This is a genomic window from Oscillospiraceae bacterium (assembly GCA_031265355.1).
Lineage (GTDB): Bacteria > Bacillota > Clostridia > Oscillospirales > UBA929 > JAIRTA01.
The window spans coordinates 1-17,737 of record JAISCT010000024.1 but is presented as its reverse complement, the minus strand read 5'-3'; the positions used below and the strand labels follow the sequence as shown (position 1 = coordinate 17,737).

Below are 17,737 nucleotides of genomic sequence, written 5' to 3'. Positions count from 1 at the left end.
GCGTATATCACGCCGCCCTTTTGGGCATACTGCAAGCAGTCAACTCATCAATACCCCCTTCTTACTGGGGCGGCAGCTATGCGCTGCCGCCCTCTTTTTCAGAGGGCAACAATTTCAACTGTACTTTGCCTATCGTCAATTGTTTCGTCTCGCCCAGGTGTCGCGCAGACCCACGGTGCGGTTGAAGACGCGGCGCGTGGGAACAGAGTCCTTGTCCTCACAAAAATAGCCTTGCCGCATAAATTGGAAGGTGTCCCCCGGCGCGCCCTCGGCCAGCGATTCCTCAAGCAGACAGTCTGTCAGCACCTCCAACGAGTGCGGATTTAAGTTTTCGGTAAAATCCCCGACGCCCGTCTCATCCGACGGATTAGAAACCAAAAACAGCCTGTCGTACAACCGGATCTCCGCGGAGATCGCGTGTGCCGCCGACACCCAGTGCAGCGTCCCCTTGATCTTCCGGCCGTCGGGCGATTCTCCGCCCCGGCTGTCCGGATCGTACGTCACATGCACGCAGACGACCTCGCCGTGATCGTCCTCGTCATACCCGACGCAGCGCACCAGATAGGCGCTCTTCAGCCGCACCTCGCCGCCCGGATACAGGCGGTGATACTTGGGCGGCGGCGTGACGGCGAAATCCTCACGCTCGACGAAGATCTCACGCGCAAACGTCACCGTCCGCGTGCCAAGCTCCGACCGGTCCGGGTGTCGCTCGACAGGCAGCGTCTCCGAAGTCCCCTCTGGGTAGTTGTCGACCACCACCCGCAGCGGCTTCAGCACCGCCATCGCGCGGGGGGCGTTCGTGTTTAGGTCATCGCGCACACAGGCCTCAAGCAGCGCGTAGTCGACGATACTGGCCGCCTTCGCCACGCCGACGCGCTCGCAGAAGTCGCGTAGCGCCGCGGGCGGATAGCCGCGGCGGCGCATCCCGCACAGCGTGGCCATGCGCGGGTCGTCCCAACCCGCCACCAGACCGTCGTTTACAAGGCGTAGGCACTTGCGTTTGCTCGTCAGCGTGTAATTCAGGTTCAGCCGGGCAAACTCGATCTGCCGCGGCGGGTTTTGAATCTCACAGGCTTTCAGACACCAGTCATACAGGGGCCGGTGGTTTTCAAACTCCAGCGAACACAGCGAATGCGTCACCTTCTCGGCCGCGTCGGAGAGCGGATGCGCAAAATCGTACATCGGATAGACGCACCATTTGTCGCCCGTACGGTGGTGCGCGGCGTGCAGAATGCGGTAGATGACCGGGTCGCGCATATTCAGGTTTGGCGAGGCCATGTCGATCTTCGCGCGCAGCACCCGCGCGCCGTTCGGAAACGCGCCGGCCGTCATGCGCCTGAAGAGGTCCAGGCTCTCCCCGACAGAACGCGTCCGGTACGGGCTTTCCCGGCCCGGCTCGGTCAGCGTGCCCCGATATTCGCGGATCTCGTCGGCGGTGAGGTCGCACACGTAGGCAAGGCCCTTCTCGATGAGCCGAACTGCGCACGCATGCAGAAAATCGAAGTAGTCGGACGCGTGAAAAACCCTATCCCATTCGTACCCCAACCACCGGATGTCCTCTTGGATAGCCTCTACATATTCGACTTCCTCTTTGGTGGGGTTCGTGTCGTCAAGGCGGAGGTTGCACAGCCCTCCGTACTTTTCGGCCGCCCCAAAACTGATGGAGATTGCCTTTGCGTGGCCGACGTGCAGGTATCCGTTCGGCTCGGGCGGAAAACGGGTCTGCACCCGGTCGTACACCCCTTCGGCCAAGTCGCGGTTGATTGCTTCATGAATAAAGTTGACACCCGATTTTCTCTCTTCCAAGTTCAGACACTCCTCTTGTCTTTGCTGGTAATTATTGTAAATTTAAACATTTGGACTCTCTGCCGTTTTGCGGTCAATCTTTCAGCCAGTGATGTTTTGGGTTGCGCCGGACGGAGGAGACGAGACCCATGGCGGCGAACACCGCCACGGTGGACGACCCCCCGTAGCTGAAAAACGGGAGAGTCAGACCGACCACCGGCGTGAGTGCCAAGCACATACCCACGTTGATGATCGTTTGGAACAGGATCATACCCGCCACGCCCACGCAGACAGACGCGGAGAGCTCCGTCTTGGCCCGGGTGGCAATGTAGAGGCACCGCACGACGATGATGCCGAGCAACAGCAAAATGGCGAGGCAGCCCACGAGGCCCAGCTCCTCCCCGGCCACCGAAAAGATAAAGTCGGATTCTTTGACGGGGATCTTCCCGAGCTGTGTGTGGTTGCCTTGGTAGAGCCCCTGCCCGAACAGCCGGCCGCTGCCGATGGCCGTCTTGCTCTGCAGCGACTGGTAGCCGTAGTCCAGCGGATCGAGTTCTGGGCGGAAGCCCACAAGGATGCGCTGCCGTTGGTAGTCTTTGAGTGAATTCCAGATCAGCGGCGCGGCCCCCGCGAGCAGGGCTCCGGCCGCGGCAAACCAGCGAAAGTGGATCCCGGCACCAAGGCACATCGCGAAAAAGATGCAGGCGTAAGCGACAATCATGCCGCTGTCCTGCGAGGTGTAAAAGATGAGCCCTGCCATGCCCGCAAAGTGAAACCCGAGCATGCCGATCGAGAGAATATGGTTCAGCCGCTCCCGCTGGGACAGTTCATACATCTGTTTGGCCAGCAGCAAAATGAACCCGAGCTTCACGAGCTCGGCCGGCTGGATCGAGACCGGCAGGAAAGAGAGCGCCAGCCAGCTCCGGTTGTTCCCTCTGCCGTCGCCCCAGACAAGGAGCAGACACATAAACAGGACGTTAAAGGCAAGGATCCACTTCCAAAAGCCCGCCACCATCTCCACCTCGACGAGGGACAGCAGCACAAAAAGCACGACGCCTATCAAAATGGCGCCGCCCTGCACCAGCAGATGCCGTCTGGACTCCCCCCCCGCGGCAGTCGCGCTGGAGATGAGCACCATGCCGTAGGATGCGGCAAGCAAAGACACAAACAGCAAGAACATATCGGCCGTGCGCAAAAACCGCCCCACCGCCTTGCGCGCCTCTTTCACCCCATCACCTCCCGAGTCGTCGTCTCCCGGCCGCAAACCGCACTTGGCGGCGTACACAGCTCTATGTTATACTATGTTATAATACACCATGTTCGCATCCTGTGCAAGAGAGGGGGCGGTTTTGTATGCGGACAGTCTCGCATGGACCGGATGAGACGCGCGCCCTGGGGCAGCGGCTGGGAACCATGCTGGACGGCCCGGCCGTCGTCGCGCTGCGCGGCGGACTCGGCGCCGGCAAAACTGCCTTTGTGGGGGGGCTGGCCCGCGGCCTTGGCGTTGAGGACCGGGTGACGAGCCCTACCTTCGCGCTGGTACACGAGTATGCCGGGCGCCTGCCGCTGTTTCATTTCGACCTCTACCGGCTCGGCGGTCCGGATGACCTGGACGCGCTCGGCTGGGACGACTACCTGGACCGGGGGGGTGTCTGCGCCGTCGAATGGAGCGAACGGGCGGACGGCTTCTGGCCGCCCGGCACGATCTTCGTGACGTTGGAACCCCACCCCGAACACCTGGATTGGAGGGTCATACTCTGTGACCATTTTGGCGTTTGATTCATCCTCGCTCTCGGCCTCCGTGGCCGTGGTACGGGACGGCGCGCTTCTCGCGCAGAGCTTTCAAAACAACGGACTCACCCACTCCCAAACCCTGATGCCCATGGTGGAGGCGCTGCTGCAAAACGCGCGCCTGACGCTCGCCGACATGGATCTGATCGCCGTGGCGCACGGACCTGGATCGTTCACCGGTCTGCGCATCGGCGTGGCCGCCGCCAACGGCCTCGCGTGGGGGCTGGGGCGACCCTGCCTCGGCGTCTCCTCGCTGGAGGCCGCCGCGCAGGGCGCGGCCCACTGGGGCGGACTCATCTGCGCCGTGCAGGACGCGCGCCGCGGCGAGATGTACAACGCGCTGTTTTCATCAGACGGCGGCGTGCTGACGCGTCTCACGGAGGACCGGGCGCTGCCGCTCACGGCACTTTGGGCCGAGATACAAAAAAAGAACCCTGTCCTGGTTGGAGACGGGGCGGAGTTGTGTTATAATGAGCGCAACGGAGACGCGGCGCGCCTGGCCCCGCCGCATCTCCGGTTCCCCGGCGCCTGGGGCGTGGCCCATCTGGCCGCCGCCCATCCGGACCGGGACAACGCCACCTATGCCACCCCGGTTTACCTCCGGGTCTCAGGGGCCGAACGGGAACGCGCCGAACGGAAGCGCAAAGAGCGGCCGGCAAATACGCCGCCGGCCGCCGGCGGCGATTCTCAAAAGGGCACGCCTGGCAAAAGCGTGTCTGAAAGGAACGTGTCTATATGAGCCGTTTTCAGCTGCTTGAGCACCCTCTGATCCAACACAAGCTGACCATCCTGCGCGACAAAGACACCGGCGTCAAGGAGTTTCGGGAAAGCGTGGGCGAGATCGCCATGCTCATGTGCTACGAGGCGACCCGCGACCTGCCGCTTGAAGATGTCGACGTGACGACACCCGTCGCCGGCGCGCGCGGCCATGTCATCGCGGGAAAGAAGATCGCCGTGGTGCCGGTGCTGCGGGCCGGGCTCGGCATGACGGACGGCATCGTCCGCCTGATCCCCACCGCTCGGGTCGGCCACATCGGTCTGTACCGCGACCCGGACACTTTACAGCCGGTGGAATATTACTGCAAGATGCCGCCCGACATCGGCGAACGCGACGTGCTGATTTTGGACCCTATGCTGGCCACGGGCGGTACCGCTGTGGCAGCCGCTCGGATCCTCAAAAATTTCGGCTGCCGCTCTCTGAGGCTCATGTGCATTCTGGCCGCCCCGGAGGGTCTGCAGGCGATACAGTCGGCGCACCCCGACGTGGACATCTACGCCTGCGCGCTGGATGAACGTCTGAACGAACACGGCTACATCGTCCCCGGCCTGGGCGACGCCGGCGACCGCATCTTCGGCACAAAATGATGGGGACGCCTCTGACGACGTCATGCTCGACGCAGCGCCGGATCTTTTTCCGGCGTATTACAAAGAAGCGTCAGCGTCTGCGATGCTGACGGCGGCGGTTGCCGCGGTAGTTGCCGCGCATGCGGGCGCGGCGGCGGCGGGCGTTGTAGACGATCACAAACACCACATAGAGAATGAGCAGCGCCGCCACACCGGCGATCGTATACTTGACCCAGTCCCGGTCAAAGAAATCACGAAAATCCTCCGCCACCTGCTGAGCCTCGTCCCGCTCCACGTCGCTTGAGGCCACGAGCGCCACGGTGCCGAATTCTCTGTCGCCATAGCGCAGGGAGATTGTGCCGAGCACCTGGCCGCGCGCCACCGGAGCTGTCACGGCGCCCTCGAAGTTCGGGGTGATCTTCCGGTCCACGTCCGACGCCTCCAGATCGTTTGGAACCAACGCCTCCAGACTTTTCTGGGGCACGAGCATGACGGAGTCCTTCCCTTTGCCTTTTTCGACGACCACCTCTCGAATCTGTTCCGTCGTCTTCAGCAGCGGCTTGACGCTGAAATTGGCAAAACCCCACTCGAAGAGTTCGGCTGTCTCTACGAAGCTGAGGATCCGTTTTGTTTCCTCCTCCTCCCGCGCGCCCATGACCACGCTGATGAAGTACAGTCCGTTCTTCTCCGCGCTGGAGACAAGGCAGTACCCCGCCGCGTTGGTATGCCCTGTCTTGATGCCCTTGGCCGGGTAGTAGAGATACTGTCTTTCCGTGTTGTTGGAGATCAGATGGTTCGTCGTGTACAGCGCCCGCTCCTTCTCCCACTTGTTGGTGGGCGGGATCGATTTGGCCGCCGTGTTGCAGATGATCATGAACTCGGGGTACTTCATGGCCTCCCTCGTGACGAGGTAGATGTCCCAGGCCGTCGTATAATGGTTTTCGTCGGGCAGGCCGTGCGTATTGACAAACTGGGTGTTCTCGCAGCCCAGCTGCGCCGCCCGCTCGTTCATTAACGCGACAAAGGCCTCGACACTGCCGGAGATGTACTCGGCAATGACGTTGCAGGCCTCGTTGGCGGAAGAGATCAGGGCGCAGTAGAGATAATTCTCCAGCGTCATGACCTCGCCCTCCTGTATGTTCTGCGTGCTGCCGCCCGGTACCATATCCGCAAAGGCCGTGGCCGAGGCTGTAAGAAGGTCGTCGAGCTTTCCGCGCTCCAGGGCGAGCAGGGCTGTCATGATCTTGGTCAGACTGGCCGGGTAGGCACGCTCGCGGATGTTTTTCTCAAAGAGAATCTCCCCGGAGTCCGAATCGACCAGCAGCGCCGTGTTCGCAGTGACAGTGACGGGCGGCAGTTTTGCCGTGGCCTTCGCGGGCGGGGCGGCCGCGAGGGCCGCCAGCACCAACCAAACACAGAGTCCGCGCACCCACCCGCCGCGCGCGCGCCGCGCCATCTTTTCATCTCTCCCCATACAAAAACCCCCGAAAGACATGATCATTTGACGATACCACGTGGGAACCATGAGGCACCCTCCGAGTTCATGATCATCTTGTTTTTTAAAATTTTGTTTTTTGCTAACATTTAGTTTTTCGGTTTCCGCGCCAAGGCTCCCGGATGATTATATCAAACCGGAAGACGGGATGCAAGCCGCCCGAAGTTGGGAATTCTCGGGCGGCCGCGCAAAGTGCGATTGAGACTCACGCTCCTGTGGGCGAAAGGAGGCGATTTTTTTGCGGAGAAGGCTCACATTTGTCACACTGACGCTGTGCGCGCTGTTTGCCGCCTTTTGTCTCGGATACTTTTTGGCCGGCCGCACGCGACCGGGCACTTTCTCGATCGTCGCCACACCCCAGGACCAGCCGGACAATCTCCCGGCGGCCGTCTCCGCCGCGCCGCCGCCCGTGAGTACCGTGCCGCCGTCCGGACTGGAGGCGGAGCCGGCGCTTGGGGCCGAATCGGAGACGGAAACAGAGACAGGGACGCCCGATACGCCGGCGGGGCCGGCCATCATCACGGGGCCGGAGGACAAGGCCGCCGTGTGGCAGCCTGTCAACATCAACCGCGCAACAGCCGAGGAACTGACCGACCTGCCCGGCGTCGGCCCGGTGCTGGCCGAGCGCATCATCGCCTGGCGTACGGAGCACGGCGGCTTCTCCGACCCGTCGCAGCTCATGGAGGTCTCCGGCATCGGCGAAAAACGATACGCGCAGCTCAAAGATCTGATCACCACGGGCTGATGTCCTGATGACAGATATGTAAATATATGGTAAATTGTTTTGACGAGAGGATCGGGAACATCTGTGAGAGTGCTGCTGGTGGATGACGAGAGACTTCTGGTCAAGGGTCTCAAATTCAATCTGGAACACGAGGGATACGAGGTGAGCTGCTGCTACGACGGCGAGAGTGCGATCCGTCTGGCGCGCGAGAGCGCCTTTGATCTCATCATCCTGGACCTGATGATGCCGGAGGTGGACGGGTTGGAGGCCTGCCGCCGCATCCGCGAGTTTTCCGCCGTCCCCATCATCATGCTCACCGCACGCAGTGAGGACACCGACAAACTGATCGGTTTTGAGTACGGAGCCGACGACTACGTCACCAAGCCTTTCAACATTATGGAGCTCAAGGCGCGCATCCGGGCCATTTTGCGCCGCGTGGTCGTGCAGCAAAACCAGCAGGCGCCGCCGGTGGAGACGCTGCAGATCGGCAACATCACGCTGGACATCTCCCGGCACAACGCCTCCGTGGACGGACGTTCGGTGGAACTCACCGCCAAGGAGTTCGATCTTGTGGAGCTTCTGATGCGAAATCCCGGCCGCGTGTACACCCGCGAGAGCTTGCTTGACATCGTCTGGGGCTACGAATACCCCGGCGACATCCGGACGGTGGATGTCCACATCCGCCGCCTGAGAGAAAAATTGGAGACAAGTCCCGCCAAACCGAAATACCTGCTGACCAAGTGGGGCGTCGGTTATTTCTTCTGCCGGCCGTGACGGCGGCGCGGCGACGACGGGGGGTGCGCGGCATGGCAAAAAAACCGGCGAACCGGCGGATCACCGGCCGGTACCAGTTGAAGATTGCTCTGTCCTACATCGCGATCATCGTGCTCATGCTAGTGCTGCTGAACAGCTACCCCGTTCTAGTGTCGCGGGATTTTCTGTTTCGTTTCAAGCAAGAAAGCCTCACCGCCCGCGCCGACCTCATCGCCTCGTCCCTCTCTTCGCTGGAAACGCTGAACGCGGAGGATGTGGGTCGGGTGATCGAGGTGCTCGGCGACCGGGGGCTCTCCCGGATCGTCGTGACGGACGCCGAGGGACTGGTCGTCTTTGACAATGCCGCCTCCGACAACGCGCGGCAAAAGTACGTTCTTTTGCCCGAAATTTTTCTGGCGCTCGCGGGCAAGGATGTCTTTGTAAGCCGTTACGAGGACGCGGCTTTCGAGAGCCGGGTCGCCCTGCCTATCATGAACCCCAATGGGCCGTTCGGCGCCGTATATCTTTACGAATACGACGCCGACCAGGCGAAATTGATCCGCGATCTGCGCTCCAACATCGGCGGCATCTCCGTGAGCATCGCTTCCGTCGTCATCATCCTGAGCATCCTGATGTCGTCCGCGCTGGCCCGCCGCGTGGGCGCGTTGTTGCGCGCCATCCGGTTGGTGCGCGAGGGGGAGTATAGCCACCGCGTCCTGATGCGCGGCCGCGACGAGCTGGCCTTCCTCGCGGACGAGTTCAACGCGCTCACGGGCCGCCTGCAAAAGACGGAAAACGCGCGGCGGCAGTTCGTGTCGGACGCCTCTCACGAACTCAAGACGCCCCTGGCCTCCATCAGACTGCTGACGGACTCGATCCTGCAGACGGAGAACATGGAGACGGACACAATCCGCGAATTTGTGGCCGACATCGGAGACGAGAGCGACCGGCTGGCCCGCATGACGGAGAAACTGCTGGCGCTCACGCGACTGGACGCGGGCGCTTTTGTCCCCATGATCGTCGTCGATCTGAGGGCGGTGGCGTCGCGGGTCGCCCGCCGGCTCACCCCGCTGGCGGAGCACTATGAGGTAGCCGTGAGGCTCCAACTGGACGAGGGCTGCCTCGTGCGGGGCAACGAGGACGATATCTTCCAGGCTGTCTTCAACCTGATGGAAAACGCCATCAAGTACAACAAGCCGGGGGGGCTGGTGCGCGTGTCCCTCCGGACTCGGAGCGACCGCGCGGTGCTCGTCGTGGACGACACCGGCATGGGCATTCCGTCAGAAGATCTGTCCCGCGTATTTGAGCGCTTTTACCGGGTGGACAAGGCCCGTTCCCGCGAAGCCGGCGGCGGCGGGCTGGGCCTCTCGATCGTGCAAAAGACCATCGAACAATATGAAGGCGACATTACGCTGGACAGCCGTCTCGGTATCGGCACTTGTGTGACGGTCAGCTTTCCGCTGGCGCAGCAGCGTCCCGAAGACGTGGCCGGGGACGTCTGAGAGTTTGATTTTGGGGGAGATCCATCGTGATGTATCTGGGTACCCGTCTGCCGAAGCGAACGCCGGCCGCGCGGCGCGGCGCGGCCGGCTGTCTGGCGCTCATCTGTCTGCTGGCCGGCTGTCAGGGCGCGGCCCGGCCCACCCCCGCCCCGGCCGACGGCCTCACCGTCTACTATGTCGCGGACTGGGAGAGCGGCACTCTGGACCAGATGCTCGCACCCTTTGTATTCGACGCGGCGGGGGCGGCGGACCCCATCGCCTTTGCCGCCGACCGGCTGCTTTCGGCGCCGGAGGGCGACCGCCTGCGGTCTGCCTTTCCGGCGGGCATGCGGGTGCTGTCCACCTCGCTGGAGTCGGGCGCGCTCACGGTCGATCTCTCCGCAGCGCCTTCTTTCTCCGGCGCGGCCGTCACCGTCGCCGGTGCCTGCGCCGTTCTGACGCTGTGCGAACTGCCCGGCGTTCGCACGCTGCGGCTGACAGTGGAGGGGCAGCCCTGCCCCGAGATCGACCGCGCGCTGACCGCACGCGATTTTGTGACGGACTCTCTGGCGCTGCGGCCGGTCGAGCGTCAGCTCACGCTGTACTTTGTCTCCGCCGCCACATCGGCGCTGACGCGCGAGACGCGCGTGGTGTTTATCCGCGAAAATGAGTCCGCCGAGCGCTATGTGGTGGAAGAACTGCTGGGCGGCCCCAAGCTGTCCGGCCTGCTGCCGCTCGTGGGTTTCGACATTTCTCCCCTGAGTGTCCGGACGGAGGGCAGTCTCTGTTGCGTCAACCTGCCGGCCGCTTTCTACGACACCGAACCGGAGGTGCCGCCGGAGCTGGTGCTGGACGCCTTTGTTCTCTCTCTCACCGAACTATCCGGCATCGAGGCGGTCCAATTCCAAAAAGACGGCGCCTCGGCCTTCTTCTACGGCTCCCATTCCCTCGCCGAACCCCTGACCCGCCCGGAGATACCATGAGAATTATAGATATCATACTATTTTCTTTGTCCTACCGCGCCTCATCCCGACGCCGCTCTCGTTCGAGCGACTTTTCCCACGTTTGCGCGGTCTGATGTTTGAGAAAATCCGCCACAGCTTCAGCGCGTCTTCGTAGTTCTTCATTTTGCACAACATCCTTTTTCCCGAGTGTAAGTCAATTATATCACGTGATTGACCGAATTTTGGATACAACAACGAGGCACGCAGCCGAAACAGACCGCGTGCCTCGTTGTTTGTTGCATCAGGACTTTTTCGTGCGCTTAAACATGATGCCAAATACCAACCGTTCGCCCGCAAAAATGACCAGAGGGGTTGCATTGGGACTGCTTTGGTGACCCACCGCGGATTCGAACCGCGGACAACCTGCTTAAAAGGCAGGTGCTCTGCCGACTGAGCTAGTGGGTCGGATGGGGCTGCCATTGCTTGCGCAAAAGCAGTCATCCCCCTCTTCGTCCTCCTCCCCCTCTGCTGAAGACGAGCGGACCTTGGCTGGGATGGCAGGACTCGAACCTGCGAATGCCAGAGTCAAAGTCTGGTGCCTTACCGGCTTGGCTACATCCCATCGTCTGTCCCCTGGGGCACCGGCGTCGTCAACAGGCGCCGCGCAGCAGCCGGTAGGCCCAAGAGCCTCGAAACAGTTACTTAAACATAATATAATAAATTCGTGTTCTTGTCAACGATTTTTCAGGCCCCGGAAATCCATTTTCTGGATTTCCGGGGCCTGAACGCGTCAAACCCACTCAAGCAGAGATTTCGAACCAATTTTCAACGTGTTGAATGATTCTTCACATTTTCGCCGCGACGATCTTGATCGCCGTAGCGGGCAGCGTAGTTTCGCCGACCACGATGTCCTGGATCTTGGCCACATCGCTGGCCAGCAGCCCGCCCTTGGGCGGGGCCACGACGATGTTGACGCCGCTCTCGTTTAAAAACGCCACGCAGTCAGCGAAGCCCTTGGCCTTGACGAGTTCCTCAATCTGGGCCTCTCTCAGCGTGTCGCGGGCCAGCGACTCAAGCAGCGCGGCGGCCTTGTCCCGCAGGGACTGATCCTCTTCCTCGCGCCCGGCGGTCCGGTTTAGCACCTCAAGCGTACTGTCGCGGGCCCGCTGGCGCGAGAGCCGGGCCTGGGCGAAATAACTGTCCGCCTCTCCGCCCGGCGAGGCGCCTTGTACAATCGTGTCCGTACCCGGCTCGATGACGCCGACGTCGACACCCGCCAGTGGATCCCCCGCCTCCGGTTGGACGTCGTGCACCTGCAGCAGGTCGTCCGCGCCGTCGAGGAAGGACCCCATCTCGTCGGACAGGCCATCCTCCGACCGGTTGCCGCTCCAGCTCAGATACAGCGCCACGCACACAAACAGGATGACTGTCATGATCACGGCGTTGCGTTTCCAGATCTTCATTCTGCTTTCCTCCCTGTCCTGCTTTTTTCCATGGGGATCACGGCTATCTTGTCGCTGCCGAGTCCGGTGAGCGCCGCCACCGACTCCACCACGTGTAGACAAACCGTCGGGTCCCCTCCGCCGTCGCACACGACAAGCGCGCCCTTGAACTCCGGATAGACACGGCCTATCACCATCGGTCCGTCTCCGCCGCTGCCGGACACCACTGTCTTCACATCCGTCCGGACGTCGTAATCGCTGAGGCGGCCGTCGTCCCACGAGCGGCGCTCGCTGACGCTCTCTTCACGCGGGAGCAGCGTCTCCATGTCGGTCCGCAGCGTCAGCACCACCCGGACGCGCCCCACCCCGCCGGCGGCCGACAGCGCCTCGGCCAGATGTTCTTCAAACTCCGCCAAAGAAAACGTGACCGGCGGCAGCGACGACGACGCTTCCGTCGGCCGGGAGACGGGCCACATGAGCAGCAGGACGCCGACCGCCGCGATGAGCAGCACATACCGGTACCGGCTCAGCCACGCGGGGAGCTTGACGCCCGGTTTGCCGAGGCGTCCGTCCGTCTTCATCCGCTCACCTCCGCCGCCCAAGTCTGCCGTTGGGCCGGGATGCCGAACGTCCCGGCGATCCAGTCCCCCAGGGTCCGGGCGGCGTCCGGGTTCGGTTCTGTCCGGGACCGCAGATGCACGGCATACGGCATCGGCGTTCCGTCTGTCTCCGCCCGGACCGTCACCTCGGCCGTGAGGGACAGCCCCCTGACGCCGGCCTCGCTCACAATATATGCGGCTGTCCTCTCCGCTATGAGATCCTTCATCACACGCACCTCCGCTTCTTCCGCCTTGGCCAGGCGGCGCTCAAGCTCCGCCCGAGGGGCTTCGCCGGCGGCTTTGAGCCCCCCGCCGGACACGCCGCCCTGCGGCGGCATCCGCATGATGACAAGCAGCAGCAGCAGCGCCCCCGCGATGCGCACCACACGGCGTCCAGCCCCCGGCGGCGTAAGGACGCAGGCCGCGGACACCAGCGCGCCGGCCGCCGCCGCGCCGATCAGCCAATGCCGGAAAAAATCCATCACAGCACACCCACCCCCGATATGGCCGAGACGATCGAGAGAAAGATGAGCAGGGCCGCGGCGCCCGTCATGCCCAAGATCAACCCAAAGGCGCCGCTCAGTCCGTCGATGAGCCGGACGAGCCGTTCGTCGGCCAGCGGCGCGACCGCTGCGGCCGTGAGTTTGTACAACAGGTAGGGTACGCCCACCCGCAGGAAGGGTACGAGGCAGATGCCGGCCACGGCGAAAAGACCGAAGACGCCGACCGCGTTTTTTATGAGCCCCGCTCCGGCAAGTACTGTCTCGGCGGCGTCCGACAAAATGCCGCCGACCACCGGCACGGCGCCCGACAGGGCAAACCGGGCGCCCTTCAGCGCGGCGGCGTCGGCAGCCCCCGCCAGCGCGCCGCCGACCGTGAGATAGGCGACAAAGGCCGTAAGGGAGAGGGTGAGCAGCCCCGTCACCGTCCATCGGACAAATCCGGCCAAGCGCGTCAGCGTTTCCTGCCCGACGACCGCGCCGATCGCCAGCAGGGCTACATAGACAAACACGAGGGGCGTCAGCACGTGGGCCATCAGCGTCAGTAGCAGATCGGAAAACAGCATTGTGGCGACATGGCGCGCCGTCGCCGCGCCCACTTGGCCCGTGGCCGCGGAGGCGGCGGCCAGCGCCGGCAGCAGCACCCGGGCAAAGACGTCCAGGCTCTGGATCGCCTCGCGGCCCACGGTCATGAGGCGTCCTACCTGCCCGACCGAGACGGCCGTGACTGCCAAGATCCCGGCCGGCAGCGCCATATCCGGCCCGCCGGCGCCCTTTTGCACCGCAGCGGCCACGGCACACAGGACGACAATCGCCAGCACCGCAAACAATCCGCGCAGCGCCTCCCGCACCAGGGGGCCGGCCTGGCGCCCGGCGGCGTCCGCCGCCCTCTCCAGCGCGCCGTCCAGATCCTCCGGCAGCGTGTCCGGCGAGAGGCCCTCCACAAAATCCCTGGCCTCCGGCGGCACCGCCCGCGGCAGATCCGGGAGTTCCAGCGCCTCCGCCAACACATCTTGATAGTTGACAATTGACAGTTGACAGTTGACGGTTGGTGGACTGCTGATATCCCCCGCCGCGGCGGCCGCGGGTGCAAACGTGGCCGCCGCACAGAGGCAGACGGACAGGCAGGCGATTGGCCGCGTGTGTTTCGCGTGTTTCATGCGTCTCATGGAGATTCCTCTTTATCATATGGTTCAAGTGTTAGAAGTGCGTCTGCCGAAGGCCGAGCCGATTTTTTCGGCAGATGCAACAAAAAACGCAGTGAATACTGGAGGTATTCGCGAGGCTTTTTGTGAAATATGGCGGAATAAATCGCCGGCCAGCGGCGGGCGAGGCTTTTGACACTTGAGCCATCATATCAATGATGTGACCAGGTCGACGACTTTTGACAACAGGGGCAGCGTCAGGTACAGGGCCACGAGGACGCCGGCGGTCTCTGTGGCGGAGGCGACGGCGCTCTGCCCGGCGTCCCGGCAGACATCGGCGGCCAGTTTGGCGACGAGGGCGATCCCCACCGTCTTGATCACCGGTAAAAACAGCTCCGACGAGAGCCCCGCCATGTCCGCCATCCGGCGCAGAAACGCCATGACTTCCGTGAGCGCCGTCGCCGCCAGTGTCAGGATGACGGCGCTCACGGTCAGCGTCAGCGTGAGCGCCAGTTCGGGGACACTCTTTCGAACCGCCAGCGCGGCCAGCGCGCCCAGCACCGCGATGACGGCTATCTTCCACAGTCCTGTCACCGTTCTAAAACCCGAAGAGCGACTTCACGAGCGTAAACAGGTTGTTGATCTCCCGCAGCAGGAGCATGAGGACGACAATGAGGCCCGCCAGCGTGGTCATCATCGCCTGCTCGGCGCGGTCCGACTTGATCAGCAATTGGTTTAGCACCGCGACGATGATCCCGATGGCCGCAATTTTGAAGATCAGATCCACCTGCATGGCCGCCTCTCCTTTCGGGTCCGGTTCACAGCAAGATGATGACGACGGCGAGGCCCGAGGCGAGGCCCAGGGCGCCGTAGACGCGGCTCTGGCGGATCCGTTTTTCCTCCGCGCAGCGCCGAAGCGCCTCCATCCGTTCCCGGACGTAAGAGACGGCCCGGCCCTGCGCCTCCGCGTCGTAGCGCCCAAGCAAGCCGCCCAGTGTAGCCATAAGCTCTCGTTCCGGCGGCAGCCAGGCCCCCTCCGTCTCCGTGAGGGCTTTGTTCCACAGCGCCTGGAAACTGTGTTCCCCAAGCAGGGTCATGAGGCGCGCGCAGCGGGCGAAGAAGGCGCGCGCGGGCGTGGGCGCCCTGTCGGCCAGCACTTCCATCAGCGCGGGCAGTGGCGTCAGGTTGAACTGCAGCTCCGCGCGCATGAGTTCCAGCGCGTCCGTCAGGGCGGCGAGCAGCCGCACGCGGGCGCCGAGGTTCTGCACGGCCGCGAGGGAGATGGCCGACGCGCCGCCGGCCACGAGGATAGCGCCAATCCAGCGCATCACGGCGCCCTCCTTTCCCCGTCGGGCGGCGTCTCCGGCGTATCCGGGAAGGGGTGGATCTCCCAGCGGCGGTGCCCGTCGGCCCGGTGGATGACGACCACCCGCTGAAACAGGCCGGCCAGCGCGCGGCGGGCAGGGCGCGCCGCGAGGTCGCGCAGGCCGTCGGCGTGAAGGGTGGCGAACAGCGTCACCCCGCAGCCCTGGGCGGCCGCCATCGCGTCCATGTCCTCGGGCGAGGTGATTTCATCCACCATCAGCACCTGGGGGGCCATGGCGCGCAGCAGCCACATGATGCCCCGCGCCTTGGGGCATCCGTCGAGCACGTCCGTGTGCGCGCCCACGTCGAGCTGCGGCTGGCCCCGGTAACAAGCGGCCACTTCGCCGCGCTCATCCACAAGCGCCACCCGGCGCGGCGCGCCGTGCGCGCCTCCGTTGGCAATCTGCCGGGTCAGATCGCGCAGCAGCGTCGTTTTTCCGAACCCCGGCGGCGAGAGGATCAACGTATGGAAGAAGCGGTCCCCGTGCAAAAGCTGCAGCGGCAGTCCATCGGCCGCGCCGGGCACGGCCCGCGCGACACGCAGGCAGACCGAGGAGACGCAGCGCAGCCCCAACGCGCCGTTTTCCCGCTGGATCACGGCGCCGCACACCCCCAGGCGGTGCCCGCCCGGCGTCGTCACGAAACCCGTCCCCAGGGACAAAAGCGCCGTATGGGTGGAGCCCTGTGTCGCCGTTTCGAGCACGGCTTCGAGGTCGCGCGGTTTGACGAGATAAAAACCGCCCGGCGGCAGGGAGCGTTCGCCGTCCGGCAGCGTCACGGTGAGCGGCTGTCCAGCCCGCAGACGGATTTCCTCGGCTTGGGTCCATGACTCTTTGGGGAGTGTGCGCAGCAGCCCCCGCAGCGGCGATGGCAGCAGTCCGACGGCGGATTCATAGGATGTCGTGATCTTTCCCTCCTTCTTCGCCCAGGACCGCCCACAGTCCCGCGGGCCTTATCCCGGTCCTGCCACATCCTATGACGGGTTGTCCGCGGATAGTACTGGGATTTTCACGCGGGTACTACAGTCTCCGCCAGCTCCAGAGCTGCGGGGACCGCCTGTGACCGGTCAATAGTTTTGAACCAAAAACGGCCACTTAAATTGAGCCACTTTTCAAGATTCTTTCCAAAGTTAGTTGATATTCCAGCGAAATTCCGGTAGAATAGAGACAGCCTGGAGGCAGGCAGGAAGCGGGGTAGGCGAAAATGGACGAGCTGGTCAAACTGCTTGACGAGAACCTGGCATATGAGCACCATGAGATCATCGACGACATACTCTACATCTACGTGGCATCTGCACGACAGGAGGCTGTATGCCCATACTGCGGTAGCACCTCAGATAAGACGCACAGCCGCTACGAGAGACGGTTCCGGGATCTGCCCATCCAGGGCAAGAAGACAGAAGTCGTGCTTTTCAATAGAAAGATGTTTTGCCCCAACGAAAGATGCGGGCACAAGACCTTCGCCGAGACGTTTGATTGTCTGCCCCATAAGGCCAAGCGCAGCACACGGCTTACCGAAGAGATAGTGAAGGTTTCACTGGAGGTCAGTTCTGTAAAGGCGTCTGCGCTTTTGAAACGGCGTGTCGCGAAGGTGGGCAAAAGCACCATCTGCAACCTCTTAAAAAAAAGAAGAGCCGCAACCGGATAAACACAGCGTCACGACAGTGCTATTATACTACGCCCACAGCTACCTACTATTTTTTGTTATTCACCGCTCACCAAGTTTTGCGCGCAATTCTGCGATGAGCGCCTGCGCGTCGGCAAGCATTTTGTCCTTGTCGGCAAGCGATTTGTCCTTGTCGGCGAGCATTTCGTCCTTGTCAGCAAGCGATTTGTCCTTGTCGGCGACGACTTTCTCCCACTTGGCGTTTGTATCGTGTACCACGGACGCGAGTTCGTGGTCTCTGTCCATCTGCCACATGCGCCGCGAGTGGAAACGGGCGCGCTCGTTCGCGTCGGTGCTGATTGATGTCAACATTTCATACGCCACGGAAATCCCCTCTTTTCGTTTCAAGATCTCATTGAGTGCATCCCGGCATCTAGGGTCGTTTGCCTTCGCGAGGAACACCACCCACTGCTCGATAGCAGTCATCTCAGCAACGGGTTTTCTCACGATCTCCTCTACCTGCGTCAGATCAATGAAAATCGCGGTCGTGATGTCGGACAGCTGTCTGCCGTTCGCATTGCGATAGGTGAATTCCTCCACAAGTTCATTGTCCCAGTTGAAAACATTGTAATTGCATATCGTTATCTGATAGCTGCTGCGAAAATCCGCATAGTGGACACCGCGCCCAGGTTGGTTCGCGTGCAGGTCGGAAAGACTAAAGACGGAGCGATTGCGTATGTGTTTGTGTTCGTTCTCCTGTGTGT

At 62.6% G+C, this 17,737-nt stretch carries 20 protein-coding genes and 2 tRNA genes; 8 read left to right on the top strand and 14 right to left on the bottom strand.

The window, feature by feature from the left end:
- Window positions 1-135: 135 nt before the first annotated feature.
- Together LBK75_03430 and LBK75_03425 are read right to left on the bottom strand one after the other, a co-directional pair.
- Window positions 136-1,806, bottom strand: a complete 1,671-nt coding sequence (locus tag LBK75_03430; protein ID MDR1157345.1) for a glutamine--tRNA ligase/YqeY domain fusion protein — start codon at window positions 1,804-1,806, stop codon at window positions 136-138.
- 73 nt (window positions 1,807-1,879) lie between these two features.
- Window positions 1,880-3,013, bottom strand: coding sequence for an FtsW/RodA/SpoVE family cell cycle protein (locus LBK75_03425; protein ID MDR1157344.1), 1,134 nt, complete (start codon window positions 3,011-3,013; stop codon window positions 1,880-1,882).
- Between the two features lie 125 nt (window positions 3,014-3,138).
- Between LBK75_03425 and tsaE the strand changes: the two genes are divergently transcribed.
- From tsaE to upp, 3 genes are read left to right on the top strand one after another with little or no spacing between them, the layout of a single operon-like run.
- Window positions 3,139-3,564, top strand: coding sequence for a tRNA (adenosine(37)-N6)-threonylcarbamoyltransferase complex ATPase subunit type 1 TsaE (gene tsaE, locus LBK75_03420; GenBank protein MDR1157343.1), 426 nt, complete (start codon window positions 3,139-3,141; stop codon window positions 3,562-3,564).
- Entirely contained in the window at window positions 3,545-4,315 is a 771-nt protein-coding gene (gene tsaB, locus LBK75_03415; GenBank protein ID MDR1157342.1) for a tRNA (adenosine(37)-N6)-threonylcarbamoyltransferase complex dimerization subunit type 1 TsaB, read from the top strand. Before tsaE ends, tsaB begins: the two co-directional genes overlap by 20 nt.
- On the top strand, window positions 4,312-4,941 hold the full coding sequence (upp, locus tag LBK75_03410; GenBank protein MDR1157341.1) for a uracil phosphoribosyltransferase: 630 nt from the start codon (window positions 4,312-4,314) through the stop codon (window positions 4,939-4,941). The genes tsaB and upp overlap by 4 nt, the downstream gene beginning before the upstream one ends.
- A gap of 70 nt (window positions 4,942-5,011) precedes the next feature.
- On the opposite strand, the gene LBK75_03405 is transcribed toward upp, so the two are convergent.
- On the bottom strand, window positions 5,012-6,394 hold the full coding sequence (locus LBK75_03405; protein MDR1157340.1) for a D-alanyl-D-alanine carboxypeptidase: 1,383 nt from the start codon (window positions 6,392-6,394) through the stop codon (window positions 5,012-5,014).
- Window positions 6,395-6,653: 259 nt separating this feature from the next.
- Here LBK75_03405 and LBK75_03400 point away from each other — a divergent pair, with 259 nt between their 5' ends.
- The 4 genes from LBK75_03400 (at window position 6,654) to LBK75_03385 (ending at window position 10,356) form a co-directional block, all read left to right on the top strand.
- A complete protein-coding gene (locus LBK75_03400; GenBank protein MDR1157339.1) occupies window positions 6,654-7,160 on the top strand; it encodes a helix-hairpin-helix domain-containing protein in 507 nt (168 codons plus the stop codon).
- A gap of 63 nt (window positions 7,161-7,223) precedes the next feature.
- Window positions 7,224-7,913 (top strand): response regulator transcription factor, encoded by a 690-nt coding sequence (locus LBK75_03395; GenBank protein ID MDR1157338.1) that lies wholly within the window; start codon window positions 7,224-7,226, stop codon window positions 7,911-7,913.
- Between the two features lie 32 nt (window positions 7,914-7,945).
- The gene (locus LBK75_03390; GenBank protein ID MDR1157337.1) at window positions 7,946-9,394 is read left to right on the top strand and encodes a HAMP domain-containing protein; all 1,449 of its coding nucleotides are present in this window, start codon (window positions 7,946-7,948) and stop codon (window positions 9,392-9,394) included.
- Window positions 9,395-9,423: 29 nt separating this feature from the next.
- Window positions 9,424-10,356 carry a GerMN domain-containing protein gene (locus LBK75_03385; GenBank protein MDR1157336.1) on the top strand — a complete coding sequence of 311 codons (933 nt, stop codon included), beginning with the start codon at window positions 9,424-9,426 and terminating at the stop codon, window positions 10,354-10,356.
- Between the two features lie 350 nt (window positions 10,357-10,706).
- On the opposite strand, the gene LBK75_03380 is transcribed toward LBK75_03385, so the two are convergent.
- From LBK75_03380 to LBK75_03335, 10 genes are all read right to left on the bottom strand, one after another.
- Window positions 10,707-10,782 (bottom strand) — tRNA-Lys (locus LBK75_03380).
- Window positions 10,783-10,863: 81 nt separating this feature from the next.
- Window positions 10,864-10,939, bottom strand: a tRNA-Gln gene (locus LBK75_03375).
- Window positions 10,940-11,162: 223 nt separating this feature from the next.
- On the bottom strand, window positions 11,163-11,780 hold the full coding sequence (locus LBK75_03370) for a SpoIIIAH-like family protein (GenBank protein MDR1157335.1): 618 nt from the start codon (window positions 11,778-11,780) through the stop codon (window positions 11,163-11,165).
- Window positions 11,777-12,340, bottom strand: coding sequence for a stage III sporulation protein AG (locus LBK75_03365; GenBank protein ID MDR1157334.1), 564 nt, complete (start codon window positions 12,338-12,340; stop codon window positions 11,777-11,779). The genes LBK75_03370 and LBK75_03365 overlap by 4 nt, the downstream gene beginning before the upstream one ends.
- Entirely contained in the window at window positions 12,337-12,843 is a 507-nt protein-coding gene (locus tag LBK75_03360) for a hypothetical protein (GenBank protein ID MDR1157333.1), read from the bottom strand. Before LBK75_03360 ends, LBK75_03365 begins: the two co-directional genes overlap by 4 nt.
- The gene (locus tag LBK75_03355; protein MDR1157332.1) at window positions 12,840-14,027 is read right to left on the bottom strand and encodes a stage III sporulation protein AE; all 1,188 of its coding nucleotides are present in this window, start codon (window positions 14,025-14,027) and stop codon (window positions 12,840-12,842) included. Before LBK75_03355 ends, LBK75_03360 begins: the two co-directional genes overlap by 4 nt.
- A 183-nt stretch (window positions 14,028-14,210) precedes the next feature.
- Window positions 14,211-14,597: a stage III sporulation AC/AD family protein gene (locus tag LBK75_03350; protein ID MDR1157331.1), complete on the bottom strand. Its 387-nt coding sequence runs from the start codon at window positions 14,595-14,597 to the stop codon at window positions 14,211-14,213.
- A 4-nt stretch (window positions 14,598-14,601) separates the two neighbouring features.
- Window positions 14,602-14,796 (bottom strand): stage III sporulation protein AC, encoded by a 195-nt coding sequence (gene spoIIIAC, locus LBK75_03345; protein MDR1157330.1) that lies wholly within the window; start codon window positions 14,794-14,796, stop codon window positions 14,602-14,604.
- A 25-nt stretch (window positions 14,797-14,821) separates the two neighbouring features.
- A complete protein-coding gene (locus LBK75_03340; GenBank protein ID MDR1157329.1) occupies window positions 14,822-15,331 on the bottom strand; it encodes a stage III sporulation protein AB in 510 nt (169 codons plus the stop codon).
- Complete coding sequence (locus tag LBK75_03335) at window positions 15,331-16,230, bottom strand: stage III sporulation protein AB (GenBank protein ID MDR1157328.1); 900 nt, start codon at window positions 16,228-16,230, stop codon at window positions 15,331-15,333. The genes LBK75_03340 and LBK75_03335 overlap by 1 nt, the downstream gene beginning before the upstream one ends.
- A 341-nt stretch (window positions 16,231-16,571) precedes the next feature.
- On the opposite strand from LBK75_03335, the gene LBK75_03330 reads away from it, so the two are divergent.
- Window positions 16,572-17,015, top strand: coding sequence for a transposase family protein (locus LBK75_03330; GenBank protein ID MDR1157327.1), 444 nt, complete (start codon window positions 16,572-16,574; stop codon window positions 17,013-17,015).
- A 60-nt stretch (window positions 17,016-17,075) separates the two neighbouring features.
- Here the strand turns inward: LBK75_03330 and LBK75_03325 are convergent.
- Window positions 17,076-17,737: PD-(D/E)XK nuclease family transposase (locus tag LBK75_03325; GenBank protein ID MDR1157326.1), on the bottom strand; the 662-nt coding region annotated here is incomplete at its 5' end.

Excerpts from the sequence above, each read along its gene's own strand:
- tsaE (MDR1157343.1), top strand. The coding sequence starts at position 3,139 with ATGCGGACAGTCTCGCATGGACCGGATGAGACGCGCGCCCTGGGGCAG.
- upp (MDR1157341.1), top strand. The coding sequence starts at position 4,312 with ATGAGCCGTTTTCAGCTGCTTGAGCACCCTCTGATCCAACACAAGCTG.
- LBK75_03405 (MDR1157340.1), bottom strand. The coding sequence starts at position 6,394 with ATGGGGAGAGATGAAAAGATGGCGCGGCGCGCGCGCGGCGGGTGGGTG.
- LBK75_03390 (MDR1157337.1), top strand. The coding sequence starts at position 7,946 with ATGGCAAAAAAACCGGCGAACCGGCGGATCACCGGCCGGTACCAGTTG.
- LBK75_03385 (MDR1157336.1), top strand. The coding sequence starts at position 9,424 with ATGTATCTGGGTACCCGTCTGCCGAAGCGAACGCCGGCCGCGCGGCGC.
- LBK75_03370 (MDR1157335.1), bottom strand. The coding sequence starts at position 11,780 with ATGAAGATCTGGAAACGCAACGCCGTGATCATGACAGTCATCCTGTTT.
- LBK75_03365 (MDR1157334.1), bottom strand. The coding sequence starts at position 12,340 with ATGAAGACGGACGGACGCCTCGGCAAACCGGGCGTCAAGCTCCCCGCG.
- LBK75_03355 (MDR1157332.1), bottom strand. The coding sequence starts at position 14,027 with ATGAGACGCATGAAACACGCGAAACACACGCGGCCAATCGCCTGCCTG.
- spoIIIAC (MDR1157330.1), bottom strand. The coding sequence starts at position 14,796 with ATGCAGGTGGATCTGATCTTCAAAATTGCGGCCATCGGGATCATCGTC.
- LBK75_03340 (MDR1157329.1), bottom strand. The coding sequence starts at position 15,331 with ATGCGCTGGATTGGCGCTATCCTCGTGGCCGGCGGCGCGTCGGCCATC.
- LBK75_03330 (MDR1157327.1), top strand. The coding sequence starts at position 16,572 with ATGGACGAGCTGGTCAAACTGCTTGACGAGAACCTGGCATATGAGCAC.